This is a genomic window from Pseudomonas sp. 10-1B, assembly GCF_000935045.1.
Lineage (GTDB): Bacteria > Pseudomonadota > Gammaproteobacteria > Pseudomonadales > Pseudomonadaceae > Aquipseudomonas.
This window is the reverse complement of sequence record NZ_JYKS01000004.1, coordinates 103,563-127,989: the sequence shown is the minus strand read 5'-3', so window position 1 is coordinate 127,989 and position 24,427 is coordinate 103,563. Positions and strand designations below refer to the sequence as shown.

At 63.7% G+C, this 24,427-nt stretch carries 22 protein-coding genes and 1 pseudogene; 7 read left to right on the top strand and 16 right to left on the bottom strand.

The features are described 5' to 3' along the window. Window positions 1–13: 13 nt before the first annotated feature. The 4 genes and pseudogenes from TZ03_RS02540 to nhaB form a co-directional block, all read right to left on the bottom strand. Window positions 14–460, bottom strand: coding sequence for an NUDIX hydrolase (locus tag TZ03_RS02540; protein ID WP_177328429.1), 447 nt, complete (start codon window positions 458–460; stop codon window positions 14–16). Between the two features lie 85 nt (window positions 461–545). Further along, window positions 546–632 (bottom strand): annotated as a pseudogene (locus TZ03_RS31795) (lipocalin); the annotation flags it as partial. Then, complete coding sequence (locus TZ03_RS02535; RefSeq protein WP_051095586.1) at window positions 629–1,252, bottom strand: dihydrofolate reductase family protein; 624 nt, start codon at window positions 1,250–1,252, stop codon at window positions 629–631. The gene TZ03_RS02535 and the pseudogene TZ03_RS31795, both read right to left, overlap by 4 nt. Before the next feature lie 261 nt (window positions 1,253–1,513). Further along, window positions 1,514–3,016 (bottom strand): sodium/proton antiporter NhaB, encoded by a 1,503-nt coding sequence (nhaB, locus tag TZ03_RS02530; protein ID WP_051095585.1) that lies wholly within the window; start codon window positions 3,014–3,016, stop codon window positions 1,514–1,516. A 150-nt stretch (window positions 3,017–3,166) separates the two neighbouring features. On the opposite strand from nhaB, the gene TZ03_RS02525 reads away from it, so the two are divergent. Together TZ03_RS02525 and nudC are read left to right on the top strand one after the other, a co-directional pair. Then, window positions 3,167–3,979 (top strand): crotonase/enoyl-CoA hydratase family protein, encoded by an 813-nt coding sequence (locus tag TZ03_RS02525; protein ID WP_051095584.1) that lies wholly within the window; start codon window positions 3,167–3,169, stop codon window positions 3,977–3,979. A gap of 36 nt (window positions 3,980–4,015) precedes the next feature. Further along, window positions 4,016–4,846, top strand: coding sequence for an NAD(+) diphosphatase (gene nudC / locus TZ03_RS02520; RefSeq protein WP_051095583.1), 831 nt, complete (start codon window positions 4,016–4,018; stop codon window positions 4,844–4,846). Here nudC and TZ03_RS02515 read toward each other — a convergent pair. The 3 genes from TZ03_RS02515 to TZ03_RS02505 form a co-directional block, all read right to left on the bottom strand. Further along, window positions 4,814–5,593: a TSUP family transporter gene (locus TZ03_RS02515; protein WP_051095582.1), complete on the bottom strand. Its 780-nt coding sequence runs from the start codon at window positions 5,591–5,593 to the stop codon at window positions 4,814–4,816. The two genes, nudC and TZ03_RS02515, sit on opposite strands and share 33 nt — an antisense overlap. 200 nt (window positions 5,594–5,793) lie before the next feature. Further along, a complete protein-coding gene (locus tag TZ03_RS02510) occupies window positions 5,794–6,624 on the bottom strand; it encodes an alpha/beta fold hydrolase (RefSeq protein WP_051095581.1) in 831 nt (276 codons plus the stop codon). 206 nt (window positions 6,625–6,830) lie between these two features. Further along, window positions 6,831–8,120 carry an NAD(P)/FAD-dependent oxidoreductase gene (locus tag TZ03_RS02505; protein WP_051095580.1) on the bottom strand — a complete coding sequence of 430 codons (1,290 nt, stop codon included), beginning with the start codon at window positions 8,118–8,120 and terminating at the stop codon, window positions 6,831–6,833. A gap of 157 nt (window positions 8,121–8,277) precedes the next feature. Between TZ03_RS02505 and TZ03_RS02500 the strand changes: the two genes are divergently transcribed. The 3 genes from TZ03_RS02500 (at window position 8,278) to TZ03_RS02490 (ending at window position 11,468) form a co-directional block, all read left to right on the top strand. Then, window positions 8,278–9,165: a LysR substrate-binding domain-containing protein gene (locus TZ03_RS02500; protein WP_051095579.1), complete on the top strand. Its 888-nt coding sequence runs from the start codon at window positions 8,278–8,280 to the stop codon at window positions 9,163–9,165. 93 nt (window positions 9,166–9,258) lie between these two features. Continuing rightward, the gene (gene aguA, locus TZ03_RS02495) at window positions 9,259–10,368 is read left to right on the top strand and encodes an agmatine deiminase (RefSeq protein ID WP_051095578.1); all 1,110 of its coding nucleotides are present in this window, start codon (window positions 9,259–9,261) and stop codon (window positions 10,366–10,368) included. Further along, on the top strand, window positions 10,368–11,468 hold the full coding sequence (locus tag TZ03_RS02490) for an extracellular solute-binding protein (RefSeq protein ID WP_236692758.1): 1,101 nt from the start codon (window positions 10,368–10,370) through the stop codon (window positions 11,466–11,468). Before aguA ends, TZ03_RS02490 begins: the two co-directional genes overlap by 1 nt. Window positions 11,469–11,608: 140 nt before the next feature. On the opposite strand, the gene TZ03_RS02485 is transcribed toward TZ03_RS02490, so the two are convergent. The 8 genes from TZ03_RS02485 to TZ03_RS02450 form a co-directional block, all read right to left on the bottom strand. Beyond that, complete coding sequence (locus TZ03_RS02485; protein WP_051095785.1) at window positions 11,609–13,567, bottom strand: DNA topoisomerase III; 1,959 nt, start codon at window positions 13,565–13,567, stop codon at window positions 11,609–11,611. Between the two features lie 224 nt (window positions 13,568–13,791). Continuing rightward, the gene (locus tag TZ03_RS02480) at window positions 13,792–14,220 is read right to left on the bottom strand and encodes a GNAT family N-acetyltransferase (RefSeq protein WP_051095577.1); all 429 of its coding nucleotides are present in this window, start codon (window positions 14,218–14,220) and stop codon (window positions 13,792–13,794) included. After that, window positions 14,213–15,379, bottom strand: a complete 1,167-nt coding sequence (locus TZ03_RS02475) for a cupin domain-containing protein (protein WP_051095576.1) — start codon at window positions 15,377–15,379, stop codon at window positions 14,213–14,215. The genes TZ03_RS02480 and TZ03_RS02475 overlap by 8 nt, the downstream gene beginning before the upstream one ends. Before the next feature lie 81 nt (window positions 15,380–15,460). Continuing rightward, window positions 15,461–16,831, bottom strand: a complete 1,371-nt coding sequence (purB, locus tag TZ03_RS02470) for an adenylosuccinate lyase (RefSeq protein WP_051095784.1) — start codon at window positions 16,829–16,831, stop codon at window positions 15,461–15,463. 237 nt (window positions 16,832–17,068) lie between these two features. Continuing rightward, window positions 17,069–17,695, bottom strand: coding sequence for a high frequency lysogenization protein HflD (gene hflD, locus TZ03_RS02465; protein ID WP_051095575.1), 627 nt, complete (start codon window positions 17,693–17,695; stop codon window positions 17,069–17,071). Beyond that, window positions 17,692–18,816 carry a tRNA 2-thiouridine(34) synthase MnmA gene (mnmA, locus tag TZ03_RS02460; RefSeq protein WP_051095574.1) on the bottom strand — a complete coding sequence of 375 codons (1,125 nt, stop codon included), beginning with the start codon at window positions 18,814–18,816 and terminating at the stop codon, window positions 17,692–17,694. Before mnmA ends, hflD begins: the two co-directional genes overlap by 4 nt. A 59-nt stretch (window positions 18,817–18,875) precedes the next feature. Beyond that, complete coding sequence (locus TZ03_RS02455) at window positions 18,876–19,316, bottom strand: NUDIX hydrolase (RefSeq protein ID WP_051095573.1); 441 nt, start codon at window positions 19,314–19,316, stop codon at window positions 18,876–18,878. Window positions 19,317–19,518: 202 nt separating this feature from the next. Beyond that, on the bottom strand, window positions 19,519–21,744 hold the full coding sequence (locus TZ03_RS02450; RefSeq protein ID WP_051095572.1) for an NADP-dependent isocitrate dehydrogenase: 2,226 nt from the start codon (window positions 21,742–21,744) through the stop codon (window positions 19,519–19,521). A gap of 467 nt (window positions 21,745–22,211) precedes the next feature. On the opposite strand from TZ03_RS02450, the gene icd reads away from it, so the two are divergent. Beyond that, on the top strand, window positions 22,212–23,468 hold the full coding sequence (icd, locus tag TZ03_RS02445; RefSeq protein WP_051095571.1) for an NADP-dependent isocitrate dehydrogenase: 1,257 nt from the start codon (window positions 22,212–22,214) through the stop codon (window positions 23,466–23,468). A 70-nt stretch (window positions 23,469–23,538) separates the two neighbouring features. Here icd and cspD read toward each other — a convergent pair whose 3' ends face one another. Further along, entirely contained in the window at window positions 23,539–23,805 is a 267-nt protein-coding gene (gene cspD / locus TZ03_RS02440; RefSeq protein WP_051095570.1) for a cold shock domain-containing protein CspD, read from the bottom strand. A 230-nt stretch (window positions 23,806–24,035) separates the two neighbouring features. Here cspD and clpS point away from each other — a divergent pair, with 230 nt between their 5' ends. Then, window positions 24,036–24,398, top strand: a complete 363-nt coding sequence (clpS, locus tag TZ03_RS02435; protein ID WP_013973290.1) for an ATP-dependent Clp protease adapter ClpS — start codon at window positions 24,036–24,038, stop codon at window positions 24,396–24,398. Window positions 24,399–24,427: the final 29 nt, after the last annotated feature.

The window sequence follows — 24,427 nt, the reverse complement described above, 5'->3', positions numbered from 1 at the left end:
CTGGCTCCTTGTTTCAGCCCAACAGCGACAGGTCGCGCAGCAACACCTGTAGCCCTTGCGGTACCAGCGGGCCGATATGGTCGAAATCGGCGCTGTCGCACCAGCGGGCGCGGAACGGGCTACCGTTGGACTCGTGGCCGTCGAGCCAGGCTCGCTGGTAGAGACTGGCGTCGTCGAAGCGCGCATCGTATACCTGCACAATCTCATGCCCTGGCTTGCCGGCATAGGTGAACAGGCTCTCAAGGGTGCCGAGCAGGCGCACATTGCTGATCGGCTGGCCCAGCTCTTCGTGGATCTCGCGGGCGATGGCCTCCACGCCCAACTCACCGAACTCTATGCCGCCACCCAGCGGGCGGCACAGGGTCTGGCCGCTGGTTGGGTCGTCGAACACGTTGACCAGGATCTTGCCCTGGTGATGGAACACGCACAGGGCGAGAAAACGGATACGGGGTGCTTGCAGCGGCGCGCTACTCACGGGCTCGTTCCTTCGAGGCGATTAAAGGGCGCACACCTTAGCCTGATTGGCGCATGCCGTCGATGGCCGGCTACTCGGCCTGCCGCCAGATGAGTTTGCTGGTGTCATAGCCTTGTTCGCGGGCAATCGTCAGCAACTTCCATTGGCCGTCGGTTACGCCTCGTCGAACGAACCGGTCTGCACCTGGCCTGCGCGCACGTAGCGGGCGATGACCACGCCTTTGGGTGACACCACCGAGTGTTGCAGGGTGAAGGCTGCGGCAGCCGCATCGTTGCCGAACAGGCGTTTACCGTGGCCGAGCAGCAGCGGATGGATCAGCAACTGCAGCTCGTCGACCAAGTCCGCTGCCAGCAGTTGCTGCACCAGTTCGGCGCTGCCCTGGGTCAGCAGGTCGGCGCCATCCTGCTGTTTCAGGGTGCGCACCGCAGCAGTGATGTTCGCGCCCAGGGCGTGGCTGTTGTGCCAGTCGAGGGTGGCGGGGGTGTGGGTGGCCACGTGCTTGGGCACGCTGTTGAACAGGTTGGCGATGGAGAAGTCCTGCGAGTCGTCTTTTATCTTTGGCCAGTAGCCGGCGAAGATGTCATAGGTGCGCCGGCCCAGCAGCAGCTCGAAGGGCTGGCTGAACAGCGCCTGCATCGCCTGGCCGAACACTTCCTCGGCGTAGGGCACGATCCAGCCGCCGTAGCTGAAGCCGCCGCTGGTGTCTTCCTGTGGTCCGCCGGGGGCCTGCATGACGCCGTCGAGGCTGATGAAGGCGGCTACGATGAGCTTGCGCATGGGGACTCTCCTGTTGGCAGCCGGGGTGGCTGAGCATCGGATAGTCGGATGGTAGAAGGCAGAATCGACAGGGCCTTTCGTTCTGTCTGTAATGGCCCTATCGCCGGCAAGCCAGCTCCCACAGGTATTGCGTTGCAGCGGAGGACTGTGGAGTACCTGTGGGAGATTCTATGGTTTGTGGCAAGAGCATCAGGGTTACCAGCCCTGATGCGGTCCCTGTGGGAGCTGGCTTGCCGGCGATAGGGCCAGTGCCGGCTTACATCAAAGCCAGTAAGTCACCGCCCACCACCCCAGCCCGCCCATTACCACGGTATAGGGCAAGGCCATCCACACCATCCGCCCATACGACAGCCGGATCAGCGGCGCAATCGCCGAGGTCAGCAGGAACAGGAACGCCGCCTGCCCATTCGGCGTCGCCACGCTGGGCAGGTTGGTGCCGGTGTTGATCGCCACCGCCAGCGTCTCGAAGTGCTCGCGGCTCATGCCGCCATCGAGAAATGCCTGCTTCACCTCGGTGATGTAGATGGTGGCGACGAACACATTGTCGCTGATCGCCGACAGCAGGCCATTGGCCAGGTACAGCATGCCCGGCTGCTGTTCGGCCGGCAGCGTCAGCACCCAGCTGATCAGCGGGCTGAACAGTTGCTGCTGGTGAATCACCGCGACCACGGCGAAGAACACCACCAGCAAGGAGGCGAACGGCATGGCATCCTGGAAGGCGCGGCCCAGGCGGTGTTCGTCGGTGATGCCGGTAAACGCCGTGATCAGCACGATCACCATCAGGCCGATCAGGCCGACCTCGGCAACGTGCAACCCCAGGCAGACGATCAGGAGCAACGCCGCGAACCCCTGCACCCACAGCGCGACACGTTGGGCCTGGGTGCGCGTGGCATTGTCTTCGGCGGCGTGCGCGGCTAGCACCTGGCGCACAGGTTCAGGCATCAGCGTGCCGTAGCCGAACAGTCGCAGCTTCTCCAACAGCACGCAGGTCAGCAGGCCAGCGCCCAGCACAGGCAGCGAAACCGGCGCCACCTTGAAGAAGAAGTCGGCGAAGTGCCAACCCATCTCATGGCCGATCAGCAGGTTCTGCGGCTCGCCCACCAGCGTGCACACGCCACCCAGGGCAGTACCCACCGCACCATGCATCAGCAGGCTGCGCAGGAAAGCGCGGAACTGATCGAGGTCTTCTCGGTGCAGCTGGGCGACCTGCTGGTCGCTGTCCAGCGCACTGTCTTCGCGCGGGTTGGCCCCGGAAGCGACGCGGTGGTACACCGCATAGAAGCCGACCGCGGCGCTGATGATCACGGCAGTCACGGTCAGCGCATCGAGAAACGCCGAAAGGAACGCCGACAGCACGCAGAACAGCAGCGCCAGGATCGCCTTTGAGCGCACCCCAAGCAGGATGCGCGAGAACAGGAACAGCAGCAGCTCCTTCATGAAGTGGATGCCGGCGACCATGAACATCAGCAGCAGGATCACCGGGAAGTTGTGTTGCAGTTCTTCGTACAGTGCCTGTGGCGTGGTCATCTGCAACAGCAGGGCTTCGATCAGCAACAGGCCGCCAGGCATCAGCGGGTAGCATTTCAGCGCCATGCCGAGGGTGAAGATGAATTCGAGCACCAGCGCCCAGCCGGCCGCGACCGGGCCAACGGCCATCAGCAGCAGTGGGTTGAGTACTAGGAACAGGCAGATGACTGCCTTGTACCAAAGCGGCGACTGGCCCAGAAAACCATGGGCGAGGGCGCCGGTCAGGGAGCGGGACATGAATTTGTATCCTTATAATTCGGCGATGGCGCACGGTGCCGGATCAGCGCGTCTTAGGCAAGGCGTACAGTCCCGTTTTTGGCACAAGTGCAGTCATCGGGCTGGGTTACCATCCGCGCTATGAACCCTTAACCCGCAGGAGTGCCGCCCGTGACCGAGTACAGCGCATTCAAGGTCGAACTGACCGATAACATCGCCCACGTTCAGATCAACCGCCCCGAGAAGGTCAACGCGATGAACGCGGCCTTCTGGGAAGAGATCGTGGACATCTTCCAGTGGGTCGACGATACCGATGCCGTACGCGCGGTGGTGATCAGCGGCGCGGGCAAGCATTTCTCCGCCGGTATCGACCTGATGATGCTGGCTTCGCTGGCCGGGCAGATGGGCAAGGACGTTGGCCGCAATGCACGCTTCCTGCGCAAGACCATCCTGCGCCTGCAGGCATCGTTCAATGCCGTGGACCAATGCCGCAAGCCAGTACTGGCCGCGGTGCAGGGTTATTGCATCGGTGGCGCCATCGATCTCATCTCCGCTTGCGACATGCGCTATTGCAGCCGCGATGCGCAGTTCTCGATCAAGGAAATCGACATGGGCATGGCTGCCGATGTCGGCACGTTGCAACGTTTGCCACGTATCATCGGCGACGGCATGATGCGTGAGCTGGCCTTCACCGGGCGTAACGTCGAGGCCGACGAGGCGCTGCGCATCGGCCTGGTCAACCGGGTCTATGCTGATCACGCCGCGCTGCTGGACGGGGTCTTTGCCATTGCCCGCGAGATTGCCGCAAAATCGCCGATCGCCGTGGCCGGCACCAAGGAAATGCTCAGCTACATGCGCGACCACCGCATCGACGATGGCCTGGAATACATCGCCACCTGGAACGCCGCGATGTTGCAGTCCGAAGACCTGCGCGTGGCTGTGGCGGCGCACATGAGCAAACAGAAACCGACGTTCGCCGACTGATCAGACCGGGGGACGCGCAGTAAAGGAACCCCCGACATGTCAGCACGCTGGACTACCGCAGTACTCGACCCGCAGATCACCGGGGGGCTGGCCGTGGCCCGCAGCCCGGAAGGGTTCCTGGTGGATGCCAACGGCGCGCTGTTCCCGCGTGACTGGCTCAAGCGCCAGGACCTCGACGTGCTGTGCGAGCACGGCATCGGCCATTTCGATGGCCAACCGGTGTTCCTGCTGGAGCTGCGCAGCTCCAGCGACGTGCCCGGCTGCAGCTGGCGCGGCCTGCGTGCGTTCATGCTCGAAGGCGACTTCGACAGCTACAAAGTGCTGGGTTATGCCGCGCAGATCGGCACCTGGGCCCGCGAGCACCGCTTCTGCGGCAGCTGCGGCCAGGCGATGACGCAGATTCGCTGGGAGCGGGCGATGTACTGCCAGCCGTGCGACCTGCGCAGCTACCCGCGTATCTCGCCGAGCATGATCGTGCTGGTGACCCGCGGCGACGAGATTCTGCTGGCGCGCTCGCCGCGCTTCGTCACCGGGGTGTACAGCACCCTGGCCGGTTTTGCCGAGCCGGGCGAGTCGGCCGAAGACTGCCTGGTGCGCGAGGTGCGTGAAGAAGTGGCGGTGGAGGTGCAGAACATCCAGTACGTCGGCAGCCAGTGCTGGCCGTTCCCGCACTCGATGATGCTGGGCTTCCATGCCGAGTACGCCGGGGGCGACATCGTCATGCAGCCGGACGAGATCGAGGATGCCAAGTGGTTCAGCGTCCACGACCTGCCGCCGCTGCCGGCCGGGCGCTCCATTGCCCGCTATCTGATCGACCTTTATGTGGCCAGGCGCTTAGGCTTGCCCGAACCAGTGCTGCCACACTAGGCGCACGGTCAGCGCCAGCACCACGGTGATGAACACCGGGCGGATGAACTTGCTGCCACCGCTGATCGCCGTGCGTGCGCCGAAGAACGCGCCGACCATCACCGACAGGCCCATGCACAGGCCGACGATGTAGTCCACCTGCCCGGAAATGATGAACACCGTCAGCGCCGCGATGTTGCTGACGAAGTTCATGCTGCGCGCCACACCGCTGGCGCGGACCAGGTCGATGGGGTACAGCAGCAGCGTGCTGACGGTCCAGAACGCCCCGGTGCCCGGGCCGGCCACGCCATCGTAGAAGCCCAGGGTGAAGCCTTGGGGCATCTGCCATTTCTTCTTGATCGGTGCATCGGCATCCAGCGGCGCCTTGGGCGTGCCGCCGAACAGCAGGTACACGCCACAGGCGAAGACGATGACCGGCAGCATCTTGTTCAGCCATTCGGCAGGCATGTAGTGGGCCACTACCGCGCCGATCAATGCCCCGACCAGGGTGGCGAACAGTGCCGGGCGCCACTGCGCCGGGTGGAACAACTTGCGCTTGTAGTAGGTAAAGCCGGCCGTGGCCGAGCCGAAGGTGGAGCTGAGCTTGTTGGTGCCCAGCACCAGGTGCGGCGGCATGCCGGCGGTGAGCAGTGCCGGGGTGGTGAGCAGGCCGCCACCGCCGGCGATGGCATCGATGAAACCGGCGACGAAGGCGACCAGGGCCAGGATTAGCAGGGTGAGGGGTTCTACGGTGAGTTCGAAGGGCATGGGGTTTTGGCAGGCGGGAGGCAAGGGGCGGCAAAGGGCCGCGTTAGAAGGGAGACATGGTAATCCTGAGGGGAATGTGTTGCCAGTGCCGGCCCTTTCGCGGGCTCGCCCGCTCCCACAGGTTAAATGCACATCTCAATACCTGTGCAGTACCTGTGGGAGCGGGCAAGCCCGCGAAGAGGCCGGTACAGGCGATCACATCAACTGCGGATAAACGCCAGCAAATCCGCATTGATCACATCGGCATGGGTAGTCGGCATGCCATGCGGGTAGCCCTTATAGGTCTTCAGCGTACCGTTGGGCAGCAGTTTCGCCGACAGCACGCCGGAGTTTTCATAAGGCACGATCTGGTCGTCGTCGCCATGCATCACCAGCACTGGCTGGGTGATGCCCTTCAGGTCTTCGGTGAAGTCGGTCTGGGAAAACGCCACGATGCCATCGTAATGGGCCTTGGCGCTGCCGATCATGCCCTGGCGCCACCAATTACCGATGATGCCTTCACTGGCTTCGACACCGGGGCGGTTGTAGCCATAGAACGGCCCCGCTGGCACATCCCGGTAGAACTGCGCACGGTTGCTGGCCACTTGGGCCTGGAAGCCGTCGAACACCGACTTGGGCAGGCCGCCGGGGTTGGTTGGGGTTTGCACCATCAGCGGTGGTACGGCAGCTATCAGCACGGCCTTGGCCACCTTGTCTTCAGGGTGACGCGCCATGTAGCGCACCACTTCGCCGCCGCCGGTCGAGTGCCCGACATGCACGGCACCCTGGGTGCCCAGGTGGGTGACCACGGCCGCCACATCGTCGGCGTAGTGGTCCATGTCGTGGCCGTCCCATACCTGGCTGGAGCGCCCATGGCCACGGCGGTCGTGGGCGACCACGCGGTAACCCTGGGCGAGGAAGAACAGCATCTGCGCATCCCAGTCGTCGGCGCTCAGCGGCCAGCCGTGGTGGAAGTGGATGACGGGCGCATCGCGCGGGCCCCAGTCTTTGTAGAAGATCTGTACGCCGTCCTTCGTGGTTACATAGCTCATGGTCGTGTCTCCTGTGCGCAGGAACCGATGGGAGCTATTGAGGTTAGGAGAGATTTCGGCGAGTAGCGGGAAGTTGTGCTGCCAGTGCGGGCCTCTTCGCGGGTGAACCCGCTCCCACAGGTACCACACAGCATTCAAAATCTGTGAGTTCCCTGTGGGAGCGGGTTTACCCGCGAAGAGGCCCGCACAGACAACACAAATGCCCTTCAGACGCGGTCCCGCATCCGGTACCAGGCCTTGGCGGCGGCTTCCAGCGGTGCCGCCAGTAGGTCCCCGCCGGGGAAGCGGCCGTTGTCGATGCCTTGGTACAGCGTCAGCAGGTCGTCATCGCCAAGGATGGCGTCGCTGACTGCCCGTGCCGCTGCCAGGGTCGGCAGCACGCCGTGGCCGGAGAAACCCTGCAGCCAGTAGCGTTGGTCCGCGCGGCCGACGTCCGGGGTGCGCTGGATGCTGCAGTCGATATGGCCGCCCCAGGCATAATCGATGGCCACCCCGGCCAGTTGCGGGAACACCCGTTCCAGGTAGGGGCGGGTGGCGCTGGCGACATCCTTGGGAATACCGCCCAGGTAGGTGCAGCCGCCGCCGAACAGCAGGCGGTGGTCCGGGGTCAGGCGGAAGTAGTCGGGGACGAACTGGTTGTCGATCACGCAGCTGTTGCGCGGCAGCAGTGAGCGGGCGAGGTCGGCGTCCAGCGGTGCCGTGGCCACCTGGTAGGAACCAACCGGCAGGAGGCGGCGCGCCAGGCCGCGGTCGAGGCGGTCGATATAGGCGTTGCAGGCCAGCACCAACACGTCGCAGCGTACTTCGCCTTGTTCGGTACGGGCGACGTAGCCGCTGCCGGCCTGCTGGTAGTCGAGCACCTGGCTCTGCTCGTAGATGCGCCCGCCAGCGGCCTCGATGGTGCTGGCCAGGCCCTGGGCCAGCTTCAGCGGGTTGAGGTGAGCACCTTTGGCGTCGTACAGCGCGGCTTGGTAGCGCGGGCTGTCGATCCATTGCGGCAGCTCGTCGCGACCGATCAGGCGCAGGGCGTCGTAGCCCCATTTGTGCTCGGCGTCGTGCAGGGCTTCTTCGAGCATCTTCACCCGGCGCGGCAGCACGGCGGTCCACAGGCTGCCCAGCCGGTAATCGATGTCGAAGCCATGGCGCTCGGGCAGTTCGCGCATTTCGTCGGCGGCCCAGCACATGCTGGCCCACAGCCGCCGGGTGCGTTCGATGCCCAGGGCCTTTTCCAGCGGCGGCATATCGCAGGACCAGCCCAGTAGCGCCTGGCCACCGTTGCGACCGGACGCGGCCCAGGCCACGCGGCTGGCTTCCAGCAGCGTCACGCGCTTGCCGGCCTGGGTCAGGCGCAGGGCGGTGTGCAGGCCGCTGAAACCGGCGCCGATGATCAGCACATCGGTGTCGTGGGGGCCTTGCAGGGTAGGGCGCAGAGGGATGCTGGCGGGGTAGGTCTGGGCATAGTAGCTGGCGACGTGCTGAGCGGATTGCTTGAACATGCATGGGCCTCGTGAAATTTATTGTGATTATTTTCATGAAAATCTAGCATCGTATTTTCATGGTGCCAACCTGTTCGTTTTTCCACCGTGGTTGGATATATGATCGGACGCCGCTTTGCGGCCCTTCCGCGACACAAGGCCCTATCAGGAAAACACCATGCGCCGCCTGCCTTCATTGACTGCCTTGCGCACCTTCGAATGCGCCGCCCGCCACGGCCACTTCGGTCGCGCCGCCGCCGAACTGTGTGTCACCGACAGCGCTGTCAGTCACCAGATCCGCCAACTCGAAGACCAGCTCGGCGTTGCCCTGTTCGAGCGTGTTGGCCGTCAGGTACGCCCCAGTGCCGAAGCTGAGCGCCTGCTGCATCACCTGCAACAGGCCTTCGAACTGATCGGCAAGGCCTGCGACGAACTGCGTGACCCTGCCTCCCAGGCGGTGTTGCGGGTGGCGGTGACCGCTGAATTGGCACAGAAATGGCTGGTGACGCGCCTGGCTGACTTCAGCAGCCGTTACCCGCACATCACCTTGCACCTGCACGATCAGCCGATCGATGCCGGCGCTCCGGCACTGGATGTCGACCTGGCCATCACCTACGGCACCAGCGCCCTCGACGCCAGCACCCACTTCGTCCGGCCCTTGCCGCTGCTGCAGTTCTTCCCGGTGTGCAGCCCGGGGTTGTTCAACCAGGGCGGCCTCAAGCGCCCGCGCGACCTGGTGCGCCACTGCCTGCTGCATGATGACCAGGATGGCCGCACCTGGACCACCTGGTTGGCCACCCACGCCGAAGACGCCTTGCCCACCCGCCAGTTGTATTTCCCTCACGCCGCCCTGGCCCTGGAGGCTGCGTTGCTGGGGCAGGGCATCGCGATGGGGGACAACCTGACCTGCCAGGCTGACTTGCAGAGCGGCCGGCTGGTGCGCCCGTTCAGTGCCAGCGTGACGGCTCAGGGGCAGTACGCGCTGGTGTGCGAGCGGCTGCGCCTGGAGAGGGCGCCGGTGGCCGAATTCATCGACTGGTTCATCGAACAGCTGGGTGATAGTTGAATTAAATTCAGTTATCGCTGAGTTTTCATCGTTGGATGCCCAGAGCGGGGCGGCGTAGCGTGCAGTCATCACTCACCGACACGAGGTTGACCCATGGCACGTTCGCTCACCACCACCCCCAAGGCCGATGGTTTCCGCTTGCCTGGCGAATTCGAGCGCAAGACGGGATGCTGGCTCGGTTGGCCCGAGCGCCCGGACGTATGGCGCAATGGCGCCAAGCCTGCGCAGAAAGTCTGGGTCGATATCGTCAGCGCAATCGCGTCCAGTGAGCCTGTCACGGTCTGTGCCTCTGCTGCCCAGTACGCCAACGCCCGGCGCCTGCTGCCGCCGCAGGTGCGAGTGGTGGAAATGACCTGCAACGACACCTGGTTTCGCGACAGCGGTGCTTGCTTCGTGGTCAACGACAGCAGTGGCGAGGTGCGCGGGGTCGACTTCGAGTTCAACGCCTACGGTGGGCTCGACGGCGGCCTCTACTATCCGTGGGACAAGGACGACCAGATCGCCCAGAAAATTCTCGAAATCGAAGGCCTGGACCGTTATCGCGCCCCATTGATCGCCGAGCTTGGCGGCATTCAGAGTGACGGCCAGGGCAGCCTGCTGACCACCGAGCAGTGCCTGCTCAACCGTAATCGCAATGCGCACCTGGGCAAAGCCGAGGTCACCCGCCGCCTGGAGGATTATCTGGGCGCGGACCAGGTGATCTGGTTGCCCCGTGGCTGCAAGTTCGACGAGACCGATGGCCATGTCGACGACCTGGCGTGCTTCGTGCGCCCGGGCGAAGTGGTGCTGCAGTGGACCGATAACCGCGATGACCCGCAGTGGGAGATCTACCAGGAGGCCTACGACATCCTGCGCAGCACCCGCGATGCCCGCGGCCGAGAGCTGAAGGTACACAAACTGCCCCAGCCCGACGTATTGCAGTGGACTGCCGAGGAGGCGGCAGGGCTGGACCAGGTCGAAGGGACTCACCTGCGTGAGGCCGGGACCCGCATCTGCGCGTCGTACATCAACTACTACGCCGGCAACTCGGCTATCGTCTTGCCGTTGTTCGGTGACCGCAACGACAGCGTCGCCCAGGCGACCCTTGCCGAGTTGTTCCCCGACCACCGCATCATTGGCATCGACAACTCCCGCGAAATCCTGCTCGGTGGCGGCAACGTCGCCTGTATCACCATGCCGCAATACGCCGGAGGCCGCCGCTGATGAAACAATTGGTCACGTTGGCGGCTGCGGCCGCCCTGGGCTGCACGGCATCGGTGGCCCTGGCTGCCGACGCACAACAGCCCAGCGTCAATCTGTATATCTGGGGCGAATACCTCGCCCCGGATACCCTGCGCAATTTCGAGAAGGAAACCGGCATCCGCGTGGTCGCAGACCATTTCGACTCGCTGGAAACCGCCGAGACCAAGCTGCTGACCGGGGGTAGCGGGTACGACGTGGTGCTCAGTGCCGGCCAGCACCTGAGCCGGGCGATCGCCAGCGGCGCCTTGCAGCCGCTGGACAAAGCCAAGTTGCCGCACCTGGCGGGCATCGGCGAGGAGTTTCTCCAGCACATGGCCGTGTTCGACCCAGGCAACCGCTACGCCGGGACCTATGCCTGGGGCACCACCGGCGTGGGTTACCAGCAGCAGGCCGTGACCATGCGCATGGCCGACGCACCGCTGGGCAGCTGGGCGATGCTGTTCGACCCGCAAGTGGTGGCGAAATTCGCCGACTGCGGGGTAAGCCTGCTCAACGACCCCAATGAGGTGTTCGCCGCGGTGATGCGCTACATGGGCCTGGACATCAACCAGCAGCGCCTTGAAGACCTGAAGGCGGCAGAAGCACAGTTGCGCAAGGTCCGCCCGTACATTCGTTACTTCGACAACGATCGCAACATCAACGACCTGGCCAATGGCGAAACCTGCGTGGCGATGTCGTGGAACGGCAATGTGGCTATCGCCCAAGGGCAGGCGCAGCAGGCGGGCAAGGCGTTCGTGCTGGATTACAGCATTCCGCAGGAAGGCACGTTGATTTGGCTGGATGCGCTGGTGGTGCCCAAGGATGCGCCGCATCCCGAGGCGGCCTGGAAGCTGATGGATTACCTGATGCGCCCGGAAGTGATCGCGCCGATTACCGATACCATTCACTACGCCAATGCGATCACCGCGGCTGATGACCTGGTGGATGCGAATATTCGCAATGCACCGGGGACCTACCCACCGGCTGAGGTAAGGGCGCGGTTGTATAGCAAGAATGACAATGGCAAGGCATTCAACCGCGAGCTCACCCGGGCGTTCAGCCGGTTGAAAAGCGGTACATGACGGGGTGGTTTGCAGTGGCTGTACTGGCCTCTTCGCGGGCTCGCCCGCTCCCACAGGTACTGCACAGGGCTTGAGGCCTATGCGGTTGAGGTGGGAGCGGGCGAGCCCGCGAAGAGGCCGGTACTGACACTGCAAAAAATTCAGGTTGCCGCTTTTTTCCGCGGCTGCCTTGGCTTGCCAGCCGCTGCTTTGCCCCCGGTCGCTTTGCTTTTCCCGCTACCCCGGCGCTTCTTTTTCCACGGTGGTGCCGCCCCGGCCGCCGGCCCGCTGATGGTCATGCGCATTCCCTGGCAACGCTCCACCAGCTTGCCCATCCACGCCGACTGCCGGGCGACGAACTCTTCCAGGCTCATCTCGCCGCTCTGCACCATATCCAGCGCTTGCTCCCAGATGGCCGTGGTGCCCGGGTCGGCAATGGCGCGCGGTACGGCGTCGATCAGGCTGAAGGCCGCTGGCGTGGCCGACAAGGCCTTGCCGTTCTTCACTAGATAACCGCGATCGAGCAGGCCCTGGATGATGCTGGCGCGGGTGGCTTCGGTGCCGATACCGGTGGTTTCCTTGAGCTTCTGTTTCAGCCGTGGGTCGTCCACCAGCTTGGCAACGTTCTTCATCGCCTTGATCAGGTCGCCTTCGGTAAACGGCTTGGGCGGCTGGGTCCATAGGTCTTTCAGCTGCAGGCCCTGCACGTTGCAGTCCTGGCCTTCGCGCAGCACAGGCAGTACCTGGGCGGGTGGTGCCTCACGGCCCTTGGTTGGGGTCAGCGCCTCGGGTAGCGCGCGGCGCCAGCCCGGTTCGACGATCTGCTTGCCCACCGCGCGCAGGGCATGGCCCGCGCAGTCGAAGTCGGCCTGGGTGCGGTCGTACTCGTGATTGGGCAGGAACTGCGCCAGGTAGCGGGCGCGGATCAGGGTATACACCGCCTTGTGCTTGGCCGGCAGACGCGACGGGTCGCTGGCTGCGGCGGTGGGGATGATGCCGTGGTGGGCGCTGACCTTGCCATCGTTCCACGCCCGTGAGCGGCGCTGCGGCTCCAGGTAGGGCTGCAGCGGCGCCAGGCTGGCATCGGCCCGCTGCAGGGCGGCGAGGATGGCTGGCGCCTCGGCGTGCTGGCTCTGGGGCAGATAGCCGCAGTCGCTGCGTGGGTAGGTGATCAGCTTGTGGGTCTCGTACAGGGCCTGGGCGATGTCGAGGGTTTCCTGGGCGCCGAGGCCGAACTTTTTCGAGCACAGCTCCTGCAGGGTACCCAGGTCGAAGGGCAGGGGCGCGGCTTCACGCACACGCTCGGTGGCCACCTTGACGGCCCGGGCCGTGCCGGCACTACTCATGTCGGCGGCGGCCTGTTGCGCCAGGGCCTGGTTCAGGCAGCGGCCCTGGTCGTCGCAGGCGTCCTCGGGCGCTCGCCACTGGGCATTGAAGCGTTGGTCGGCGTGTTCCAGCTGCACGTCGATGGCCCAGAACGGCACCGGCACGAAGTCGGCGATGCTGCGGTCGCGGTCGACCACCAGGCGCAAGGTGGGCGTTTGCACCCGGCCCACGGGCAGCACGCCCTGGTAGCCGGATTGCCGGCCCAGCAGGGTGAACAGCCGGCTCATGTTCATGCCGATCAGCCAGTCGGCGCGGGAACGGCCCAGCGCCGAGTGGTACAGGTTGAAGGTTTCGTGGCCCGGCAGCAGGCGCGCCAAGGCCTTGCGGATGGAGGCGTCGTCCAGCGCCGACAGCCACAGGCGCTGCACCGGGCCACGGTAGCGGCAATGTTCGACCAGTTCGCGGGCAATCATTTCGCCTTCGCGATCGGCGTCGGTGGCGATCACCAGTTCCCGCGCTTCGCTGAGCAGACGCTTGACCGCCTTGAACTGGCTGGCGGTCTTGGGTTTGACCAGCATCTTCCACTTTTCCGGGATGATCGGCAGGTCAGCCAGGTTCCAGCGTTTGTAGCGGTCGTCGTAGCTGTCGGGCGGGGCGGTTTCCAGCAGGTGGCCGATACACCAGGTCACGCAGACGTCGGTGCCTTGCCAGCAGCCATCGCCCTTGCGGTTGGCGCCGAGCACTTTGGCAATGTCTTTTGCCTGGGAGGGTTTTTCGCAGAGGAACAGGCGCATGGCCGGGAACGCTTCATCGGGGGTGATGGGCACTAGGATGCGCAAGCAGGGGCGCGGAGGCAAGTTTTATCTGGATGGATGTACAGGTTTTTGTCAGGGGAAGTGTCTTGAGCCTGTGCCGGCCCTTTCGCGGGTAAACCCGCTCCCACAGGTACACCACAGTTTTTAGAGTCTGTGGGGTCCCTGTAGGAGCGGGCTTGCCCGCGAAGAGGCCGGTGCAGGTATCAGGCGCGCGAGTCGCGCACCATGTCCACGTGCGGGATGCCGGCTTCGAGGAATTCGTCGCTGACCACGCGGAAGCCCAGCCGCTCGTAGAACGGCGTGGCGTGTACCTGGGCACTGAGCATCTGCTGCTTCAGGTCACGGTTCTGCGCTTCGACGATCACCGCATTCATCAGTGCGTCACCCACCTTCAGCCCGCGCCAGTCCTTCAGTACCGAAACCCGGCCGATGGTGCCATCGGGCAGCAGGCGGGCGGTGCCGATCGGATAGTCGCCTTCCAGGGCCAGGAAGTGCACGGCGGTCGGATCGTCCGAGTCCCATTCCAGCTCCGGCGGCACGTGCTGTTCGGCGATGAACACCGCTTCACGGATACGGCGGATGTCGGCGTTGTCCTTGTGCCAGTCGGCGAGGCGCACACGAATCTTATTCATTGGCGAATCCCAGGCTTCCTTGTTTCACCAGCTGCTGTACCAGCATAAGGCCATCTTCATCCTGCAGCCATTCGCCGAGGTTGTCGATGTGCAGGGCGTCGGCTGCGCAGACCAGCTTCAGCAGCTCGCGCAGTTTGCCGGGCAGCGGGCAGCTGCGGCCGCTGGCGAACAGCAGCAGGTCGTCTTCGAACTCCGACCAGGCCAGGCGCGCGCTCGGGTTGCGGATCAGGATGGCGCCTTGTTCCAGGGCCTCGATCAGCTCTTCTTCGGACAGCTCTTCGCCGACGATCTGCTCGGGGTAGCGCGGTTCGGTCATGAACTGGCCGAACCAGGTCAGCAGCAGGTCCTTGTCGCCCATGTGCTTGTCGAGCAGGGCCTTGAGGCGGTCGAGGGCGTCGTGCTGGATCTGGTGCGGGTCGCTGACCGGCTGGGCGTCGGCGTCGCTGTAGCGCTCTTCGTCCGGCAGGAACTGGCCGAGGAAGTCGGTGAAGTGGGTCAGCACTTCGGCAGCGCTTGGTGCGCGGAAACCGATCGAGTAGGTCAGGCAGTCGTCCACGGCCACGCCGTAGTGGGCCAGGCGTGGAGGCAGGTAGAGCATGTCGCCGGGCTCCAGGGTCCACTCGTCGCTCTGCTCGAACTCAGCCAGGATGCGCAGGTCGGCGTGCTCCAGCAGCGGGCTGTCGCTGCCGCACATCTGGCCGATTTTCCAGTTGCGCTGGCCATGGCCCTGCAGCAGGAACACGTCGTAGTTGTCGAAGTGGGGGCCGACGCTGCCACCGGGGGCGGCGAAGCTGATCATCACGTCATCGATGCGCCAGCTGGGCAGGAAGCGGAAGTTTTCCAGCAGTTCGGCTACTTCCGGCACGTACTGGTCCACCGCCTGCACCAGCAGGGTCCAGTCCTGTTCCGGCAACTCGGCGAAGGTGTCTTCGTTGAACGGGCCGCGGCGCAGCTCCCACGGGTGGGCGCCGTGCTCGAGCACGATGCGCGACTCGACTTCGTCTTCCAGGGCCAGGCCAGCCAGTTCATCGGGTTCGATCGGGCTGATGAAGTCCGGGAAGGCCTGGCGCACCAGCAGCGGCTTCTTCTGCCAGTAGTCGCGCATGAATTCGCGGGCCGAGATGCCGCCGAGCAGCTGCAGTGGAGTATCAGGATTCATGTTCAACCTATTGAAAAAACGTAATTTTCGTACGGGAATAAAAACGCCCGGCCAGGCCGGGCGTTGAACGCGACGCTCAGCTTAGATGCGTTTGGCCTGGGCTGCCGCGTTGCCGATGTAGGTGGCAGGGGTCAGCTGCTTGAGCTCGGCCTTGGCTTCGGCTGGCATGTCCAGGCCGTCGATGAAGGTCAACAGCGCTTCCGGGGTGATGCCCTTGCCACGGGTCAGCTCTTTGAGCTTCTCGTAGGGGTTTTCGATGTTGAAGCGGCGCATCACGGTCTGGATCGGCTCGGCCAGGACTTCCCAGCAGGCGTCCAGGTCGGCGGCGATGCGGGCTTCGTTGACTTCCAGCTTGCCGATGCCTTTCAGGCTGGCTTCATAGGCGATGACGCTGTGGGCGAAGCCCACGCCCAGGTTGCGCAGCACGGTGGAGTCGGTCAGGTCACGCTGCCAGCGCGAGATCGGCAGCTTGCTGGCCAGGTGCTGGAACAGCGCGTTGGCGATACCCAGGTTGCCTTCGGAGTTTTCGAAGTCGATCGGGTTGACCTTGTGCGGCATGGTCGACGAGCCGATTTCGCCGGCGACGGTCTTTTGCTTGAAGTAGCCCAGCGAGATGTAGCCCCACACGTCACGGTCGAAGTCGATCAGGATGGTGTTGAAGCGGGCGATGGCGTCGAACAGCTCGGCGATGTAGTCGTGCGGCTCGATCTGGGTGGTGTACGGGTTGAACTGCAGGCCCAACTCGTCTTCGATGAAGGCGCGGGCGTTCTGCTCCCAGTCGATCTGCGAGTAGGCCGACAGGTGGGCGTTGTAGTTGCCTACGGCACCGTTGATCTTGCCCAGCAGCGGCACGGCGGCGACCTGGGCGATCTGGCGCTCCAGGCGGTACACGACGTTGGCCAGCTCTTTGCCCAGGGTGGTCGGCGAGGCCGGCTGGCCGTGGGTGCGCGACAGCATCGGCACGTCGGCGTGGGTGTGAGCCAGGGCGCGGATGGCGTCGGCGATCTGGCGCATCAGTGGCAGCAGCACTTCGTCACGACCAGCGCGCAGCATCAGGGCGTGGGACAGGTTGTTGATGTCCTCGCTGGTGCAGGCGAAGTGGATGAACTCGCTGACCTTGGCCAGCTCAGGCAGCTTGGCGGCCTGCTCCTTGAGGAGGTATTCGATCGCCTTGACGTCGTGGTTGGTGGTGCGCTCGATTTCCTTGACGCGCTCGGCGTGCTCCAGCTTGAAATCGGTGGCCAGGTTGTCCAGCAGGGCGTTGGCTTCGGCGGAGAACGCCGGCACTTCGCCGATCTGCGGGTGGGCGGCCAGGCGCTGCAGCCAGCGCACTTCGACCAGGGCGCGGAAACGGATCAGGCCGAATTCGCTGAAAATGGGGCGCAAGGCCTGGGTTTTGCCGGCGTAACGGCCGTCTACAGGGGAAACCGCAGTGAGCGAAGAGAGCTGCATGGGGTGTTCTCGGACAGTCAGGCTTTTGGAAGGGCGCATATCATACATGAAAAATGCGCCCGAGTCGGGTGGCTGACCAAAGGTCGGGCCATACATCAGGTGCGACATTGTGCATTGCTTGTTCTGACCCTATCGCCGGCAAGCCAGCTCCCACAGGTACTGCGCCGGCCTTGAGCAGAGTGCAAGTCCTGTGGGAGCTGGCTTGCCGGCGATGAGGCCGGAGCAGCCAAGCCCTTTTCAGGAAGGCGAACGCATCATGTCGTACAGTTCGTTGAGCAGCTTGCGCCGGCTGAACACCAGTTGCCAGCGATGCCCGCCCAGCTGGCGCCACAGGCGCGCGGCGCGGATGCCGGCCAGCAGCAGGGCGCGGATCTTCGAGGCGTTGTTGGCCTGCTGCAAGAAGCGCATGTCGCCATGCACCTGGATACGCTGGCGCAAGGTGCTGAGGGTGTCCTGGTACAAGGCTCCACTGGAAGCGATGACGTTTTCATGAACCAGGCCGAAATGTTCGGCCTGGGACTGGATTTGCGGCAGGCGGTTGCCGATGGTGTCGAGCAGGTCGCCACGCTTGTTCAACTGGCGCTCCAGGCCCAGCATCGACAGGGCATAGCGCAGCGGCTCGCGCTGCAGGCTGCTGGGATCACGCTCCAGGGCGCCGGCGAGCGCGCGGTAACCGTCGCGCAGGTTCAGGTCGTCACCGCCGAACACCTCCAGCGTGTCCTTCGGGTCACGCACCAGCAGGCTGCCGAGCATGCAGCCGATATTGGCCTCACTGGCCTGGCCGGTGCGGGCGATGCGGTCGACCAGCACGGCGGCCTGGAACACACCACCCAACGCAATCAGCTGCTCCTGCAGGTTGCTCATGCGCGCGGGCTCCATGGCTCGGCGGCTTCGATCACGCCGCCGCCCAGGCACACCTCTCCGTCGTAGAACACCACCGACTGGCCAGGCGTGACAGCGCGCTGCGGCTCATCGAACACTGCGCGATAACCGTTTGCAGTGCGCTCAAGGGTGCACTGCTGGTCGCTCTGGCGGTAGCGCACCTTGGCGGTGAGCTGGCGCGGGGTGCCGAGGTCGATCGGGTTGACCCAGAAGATTTCCGAGGCGAGCAGGGCGCGGGAGAACAGCCATGGGTGTTCGTTGCCCTGGCCGACCACCAGCACGTTGCGCGCGAGGTCCTTGTGCAGTACGTACCACGGCTCGTCACCGGCGTCTTTCAGGCCGCCGATGCCCAGGCCCTGGCGCTGGCCGATGGTGTGGTACATCAGGCCGTGGTGGCGGCCGATCACTTCACCTTCGGTGGTTTCGATGTCGCCTGGCTGGGCCGGAAGGTATTGCTTGAGGAAGTCGCTGAAGCGGCGTTCACCGATGAAGCAGATGCCGGTGGAGTCCTTCTTCTTGGCGGTGGCCAGGCCGTGTTTTTCGGCGATGGCGCGTACTTCGGGCTTTTCCAGCTCGCCGACCGGGAACAGGGTGCGGGCAATTTCCTTGCCGCCAACGGCGTGCAGGAAGTAACTCTGGTCCTTGTTCGGGTCCAGGCCCTTGAGCAGTTCGGTGAGCTCACCGCTGTCGCGGCGGCGCACGTAGTGGCCGGTGGCGATCAGGTCGGCGCCCAGCGACAGGGCGTAGTCGAGGAACGCCTTGAACTTGATTTCACGGTTGCAGAGGATGTCCGGGTTGGGCGTGCGGCCGGCCTTGTATTCTTCAAGGAAGTGCTCGAACACGTTGTCCCAGTATTCGGCGGCGAAGTTGGCGGTGTGCAGCTTGATGCCGATGCGGTCGCACACGGCCTGGGCATCGGCCAGGTCTTCACGGGCGGTGCAGTATTCGGTGCCGTCGTCTTCTTCCCAGTTCTTCATGAACAGCCCTTCCACCTGGTAGCCCTGCTCCATGAGCAGAAGGGCGGAGACGGAAGAGTCCACGCCGCCGGACATGCCGACGATGACGCGGGTCTTGGCGGGGTCTTTGAGTGCTGGGCTGGTCATGGTTACCGGTGTGTATCAAGGGGGAAAAACGCCGATTCTATCAAACCCGCGGCGTTGCGTCAGTCGCGCAGCAAGTCGAGGCTGTGCAACGGGCCTTTGAGGTAGTCGTCGAGGCAACGTGGCACCAGTTCGCTGCGCCAGCGGGCCGGGTCGGCCAGCAGTTCGTCGCGGGACAGCCATACGGCGCGCACGATGTCACTGTCCAGGGCCAGGTCGGCGTGGTGGCGAACCGGGCGGGCAGCGAAGCAGATGCGCTGGTAGGTCACGCCGTTGCTGGGGGCGGTGTACAGGTAGATGCCGACCACGCCGGTCAGCTCGACTTCCCAGGCGGTTTCCTCAAGGGTTTCGCGCAGGGCGGCCTGGGGCAGGGTTTCGTTCGGCTCGAGATGGCCGGCGGGTTGGTTGAACACGTGCTGGTTGGCCTTGAATTCCTCGACGAAGAGGAATTTGCCGTCGTGTTCGACGATGGTGGCGACGGTGATGTGGGGTTGCCAGGTCATTCCTGTGTCCTTTTGGATGGTTGGGGCTGCTTTGCAGCCCTTCGCGGGCAAGCCCGCTCCCACAAGTGCTGTGCAGGTTTCGATGACAGCACCCCCCTGTGGGAGCGGGCTTGCCCGCGAAGGGCCGCAGGGCGGCCCCATTTCCCAGAAAGCACAAACCCCGGTGCGTGGCCGGGGTTTGTGCTGTTACTTCAAGCGAACCTTACAGGGCAGCGATGGCGCTGTTCAGGGTCTGGCTTGGACGCATCACCTTGGCGGTCAGCTCGGCATCCGGGGCGTAGTAGCCACCGATGTCGGCCGGCTTGCCCTGAACGGCGTTGAGCTCGGCGACGATGGTCTCCTCGTTCTCGGTCAGGGTCTTGGCCAGTGGCGCGAAGCGTGCCTGCAGGGCGGCGTCGTCGGTCTGGGCAGCCAGGGCCTGGGCCCAGTACAGGGTCAGGTAGAAGTGGCTGCCGCGGTTGTCGATACCACCGACTTTGCGCGAAGGCGACTTGTTGGTGTCGAGGAACTTGCCAGTGGCCTGGTCCAGGGTGTTGGCCAGCACTTTGGCGCGCGGGTTGTCGTAGGTGTTGCCCAGGTGCTCCAGGGAAGCGGCCAGGGCCAGGAATTCACCCAGCGAGTCCCAACGCAGGAAGTTCTCTTCAACCAGCTGCTGTACGTGCTTCGGAGCCGAGCCGCCGGCGCCGGTTTCGAACAGGCCACCGCCGCTCATCAGCGGTACGATCGACAGCATCTTGGCGCTGGTGCCCAGTTCCATGATCGGGAACAGGTCGGTCAGGTAGTCGCGCAGCACGTTGCCGGTCACCGAGATGGTGTCCTTGCCTTCGCGGATGCGGGCCAGGGAGAACTTGATGGCGTCGACCGGGGCCAGGATACGGATGTCCAGGCCGGTGGTGTCGTGATCCTTCAGGTACTTCTGCACCTTTTCGATCATCACGCCGTCGTGGGCGCGGGCCGGGTCCAGCCAGAACACTGCCGGGGTGTTGCTCAGGCGGGCACGGTTGACGGCCAGCTTGACCCAGTCCTGGATCGGTGCGTCCTTGACCTGGCACATGCGGAAGATGTCACCGGCTTCGACATTCTGCTCCAGCACGACCTGGCCTTTGCTGTCGACCACACGTACGACGCCGTCGGCCTTGATCTGGAAGGTCTTGTCGTGGGAGCCGTACTCTTCGGCTTTCTGCGCCATCAGGCCGACGTTCGGCACGCTGCCCATGGTGGTCGGGTCGAAGGCGCCGTTGGCCTTGCAGTCTTCGATGGTGGCCTGGTAGATACCGGCGTAGCAACGGTCCGGGATGACCGCCTTGGCATCTTGCAGTTCGCCGGCGGCGTTCCACATCTTGCCCGAGTCACGGATCATGGCCGGCATCGAAGCGTCGACGATGACGTCGCTCGGTACGTGCAGGTTGGTGATGCCTTTGTCGGAGTTGACCATGGCCAGGGCCGGACGCTGGGCGTACAGGGCCTGGATGTCGGCTTCGATCTCGGCCTGCTTGTCGGCTGGCAGGTCCTTGATGCGGGCGTACAGGTCGCCGATGCCGTTGTTGGCGTTGAAGCCCACCTGGCCGAGTGCGGCTGCGTGCTTGGCCAGTACGTCGCCGTAGAATTCTTCGACGATGACGCCGAACATGATCGGGTCGGAGACCTTCATCATGGTGGCTTTCAGGTGCACCGACAGCAGCACGCCGGAGGCCTTGGCATCGGCGATCTGCTCGGCGATGAAGGCTTTCAGGGCCTTGCGGCTCATGGTGGCGCAGTCGATGACTTCGGCGGCCTTGACCGCGGTCTTTTCCTTCAGCACGGTGGTGCTGCCGTCTTTGCCGACCAGCTCGATGCGCAGGCTGTCGTCAGCTTCGATCAGTGCGGCTTTCTCGCTGCCGTAGAAGTCGCCCTGGTTCATGTGGGCAACGTGCGACTTGGAGTCGGCGGCCCAGGCACCCATTTTGTGCGGGTGCTTGCGGGCGTAGTTCTTGACCGACAGCGGCGCGCGGCGGTCGGAGTTGCCTTCGCGCAGTACCGGGTTCACGGCGCTGCCCTTGATGCGGTCGTAGCGGGCGCGGGATTCTTTCTCTTCCGCGGTGGCCGGCTCGTCGGCGTAGTCAGGGATGTTGAAGCCCTTGCCTTGCAGTTCCTTGATCGCGGCTTTCAGCTGCGGTACCGAGGCGCTGATGTTCGGCAGCTTGATGATGTTGGCTTCAGGGGTGGTAGCCAGCTGGCCCAGTTCCGCCAGGTGATCGCCTACTTGCTTCTCTGCGCCCAGTTGCTCCGGGAAGGCGGCAAGGATACGGCCAGCCAGGGAGATGTCGCGAGTTTCGACGGCGATGTCAGCCGAAGCGGTGAAGGCTTCGATGATCGGCAGCAGCGAGTAGGTGGCGAGGGCGGGGGCTTCGTCGGTGAAGGTATAGATGATCTTGGAACGGGTGGGCATGCGGGTTAACTCTCTGTGTGCTGAGCGTGCTCGAGTCTCGTGGTGCGCAGGGTAGGCGCATCGCCCTGGCAATGCCATGAGCGGAAAGTCGAGAGGCTGCGAGCGGTGATGGTGGATGCATCAGTCGAGCGTCAAGTGCTGGGCTGCGGTAACAGTCCAGGCTTTAGTGGCCAGGCTTTACGGCCATTCTTGGCCTAGGGCGGTCCGCATTTTTCCAAGGGATCGCCCCGATGACCCTTCGGTCGCGGCGGAGTATATCAAACCATTCGGGCTAATCAGCAAGGCGAAGTGATATCGACCCACTCATAAGACCAAAGACGTAGCGGCAATGTGGCGTAATGCCGCAGCATCGGCGTTGGGCCCTTCGCGGGCACGCCCGCTCCCACACCTTGCAGGTCGGCAGATGTGGTTTAGGCTCATTGGATTGCAGGATGTCCAATCACACCCGACAGCGGAGTAGTGCAAGCATGGGATACCAGAAAATCAAGGTTCCGACCGACGGCACCAAGATCACCGTCAATGCCGACCATTCGCTCAATGTTCCTGACAACCCGATCATTCCCTACATTGAAGGCGACGGGATTGGCGTCGATGTCTCGCCGGTGATGATCAAAGTGGTCGACGCCGCGGTGCAGAAGGCCTACGGCGGCAAGCGCAAGATTGCCTGGATGGAGGTTTACGCCGGCGAAAAAGCCACCCAGGTGTACGACCAGGACACTTGGCTACCCCAGGAAACCCTCGATGCCGTGCGTGATTACGTGGTGTCGATCAAGGGGCCGCTGACTACCCCGGTCGGTGGCGGCATCCGTTCGCTCAACGTGGCCTTGCGCCAGCAGCTGGACCTGTACGTGTGCCTGCGCCCGGTGTTGTGGTTCCAGGGCGTGCCGAGCCCGGTGAAAAAGCCAGGCGACGTGGACATGGTGATCTTCCGTGAGAACTCCGAGGACATCTATGCCGGGATCGAATGGAAGGCCGGTTCGCCCGAGGCGAACAAGGTGATCAAGTTCCTCAAGGAGGAAATGGGCGTCACCAAGATCCGCTTCGACCAGGACTGCGGTATCGGCGTCAAGCCAGTGTCCCGCGAGGGTACCAAGCGCCTGGTGCGCAAGGCCCTGCAGTACGTGGTGGACAACGACCGCGAGTCGCTGACCTTGGTGCACAAGGGCAATATCATGAAATTCACCGAGGGTGCCTTCAAGGATTGGGGCTACGAGGTGGCCCGCGACGAGTTCGGCGCCGAACTGCTCGATGGCGGCCCGTGGATGAAGTTCAAGAATCCCAAGACTGGCCGTGAAGTCATCGTCAAGGACGCCATCGCCGATGCCATGCTGCAGCAGATCCTGCTGCGCCCGGCCGAGTACGACGTGATCGCCACCCTCAATCTCAACGGTGACTACCTGTCCGACGCGCTGGCGGCGGAAGTCGGCGGCATCGGCATCGCGCCGGGCGCCAACCTGTCCGACACCGTGGCCATGTTCGAGGCCACTCATGGCACTGCGCCCAAGTACGCCGGGCAGGACAAGGTCAACCCGGGTTCGGTGATCCTCTCGGCAGAGATGATGCTGCGGCACATGGGCTGGACCGAGGCAGCCGACCTGATCATCAAGGGCACCAACGGTGCGATCGCGGCCAAGACCGTGACCTACGATTTCGAGCGGCTGATGGACGGCGCCACGCTGGTGAGCAGTTCAGGTTTTGGCGATGAAATGATCAAACATATGTAAGACAACAGAAAACCGGCCGCTTTCCTAAAGAAGCGGCCGGTTTTTTCGTATACCGGCACAGAGCGGAGGGTCAGGCTTTCACGGTTTCGCTCTGGGGCTCGCCCAGGGTTCTGGCAATTTCTGCCGCTGCCGCCGCGGCATCCTTGATTTCCACCGCGTGCAGGCCTTTGGGGCCCTGGACGATGTCGAACACCACGGCCTGGCCAGCCTTGAGGGTCTTGTATCCGTCCATCCGGATGGCCGAGTAATGGGCGAACAGGTCATCGGATTTACCTTCCTCGTTGATGAATCCGTAGCCCTTGGCATTGTTGAACCACTTGACTTTACCGCTTGCCATCCCTATGTCCCTCTGCAAAGGACTCCATCACTGGAGTATCATCCACTTCATCCGCATACGAACCATGCGAAAAATCTGGTTGACTGCGCGGATCTTTATCGACCACGGTGGGTTCTTATTGGTTGTAACACCGTTTTGCCGATAGTCAAGGTCACGCGGCGCCTGCGCTGGCGGCGGCCTGTGCAGTCAACCCACAACCTTAACCTGACGTTCATGATGAAATTCTTTCCATGCATGCACCTAGTGAGATTCGACTAACATTCAATCAGGATCGCCCGCAATCGAATGAGGACGACGGCTCAGGTCTTGCAGTTCAGGAAGCCAAGCCGATCCTGCAGGCGCCACCGATGTACAAGGTGGTTTTGTTCAACGATGACTACACGCCAATGGATTTCGTCGTCGAAGTGCTCGAGACGTTCTTCAATCTGAACCGCGAGCTGGCGACCAAGATCATGCTGACCGTCCATACCGAAGGGCGGGCAGTGTGCGGATTGTTTACCCGTGACATCGCCGAAACAAAGGCTATGCAGGTCAACCAATACGCCAGGGAAAGCCAGCATCCGCTACTCTGTGAAATCGAGAAGGACGGTTAATCGCCGACCACTTGGGTATGAGGTGAAGC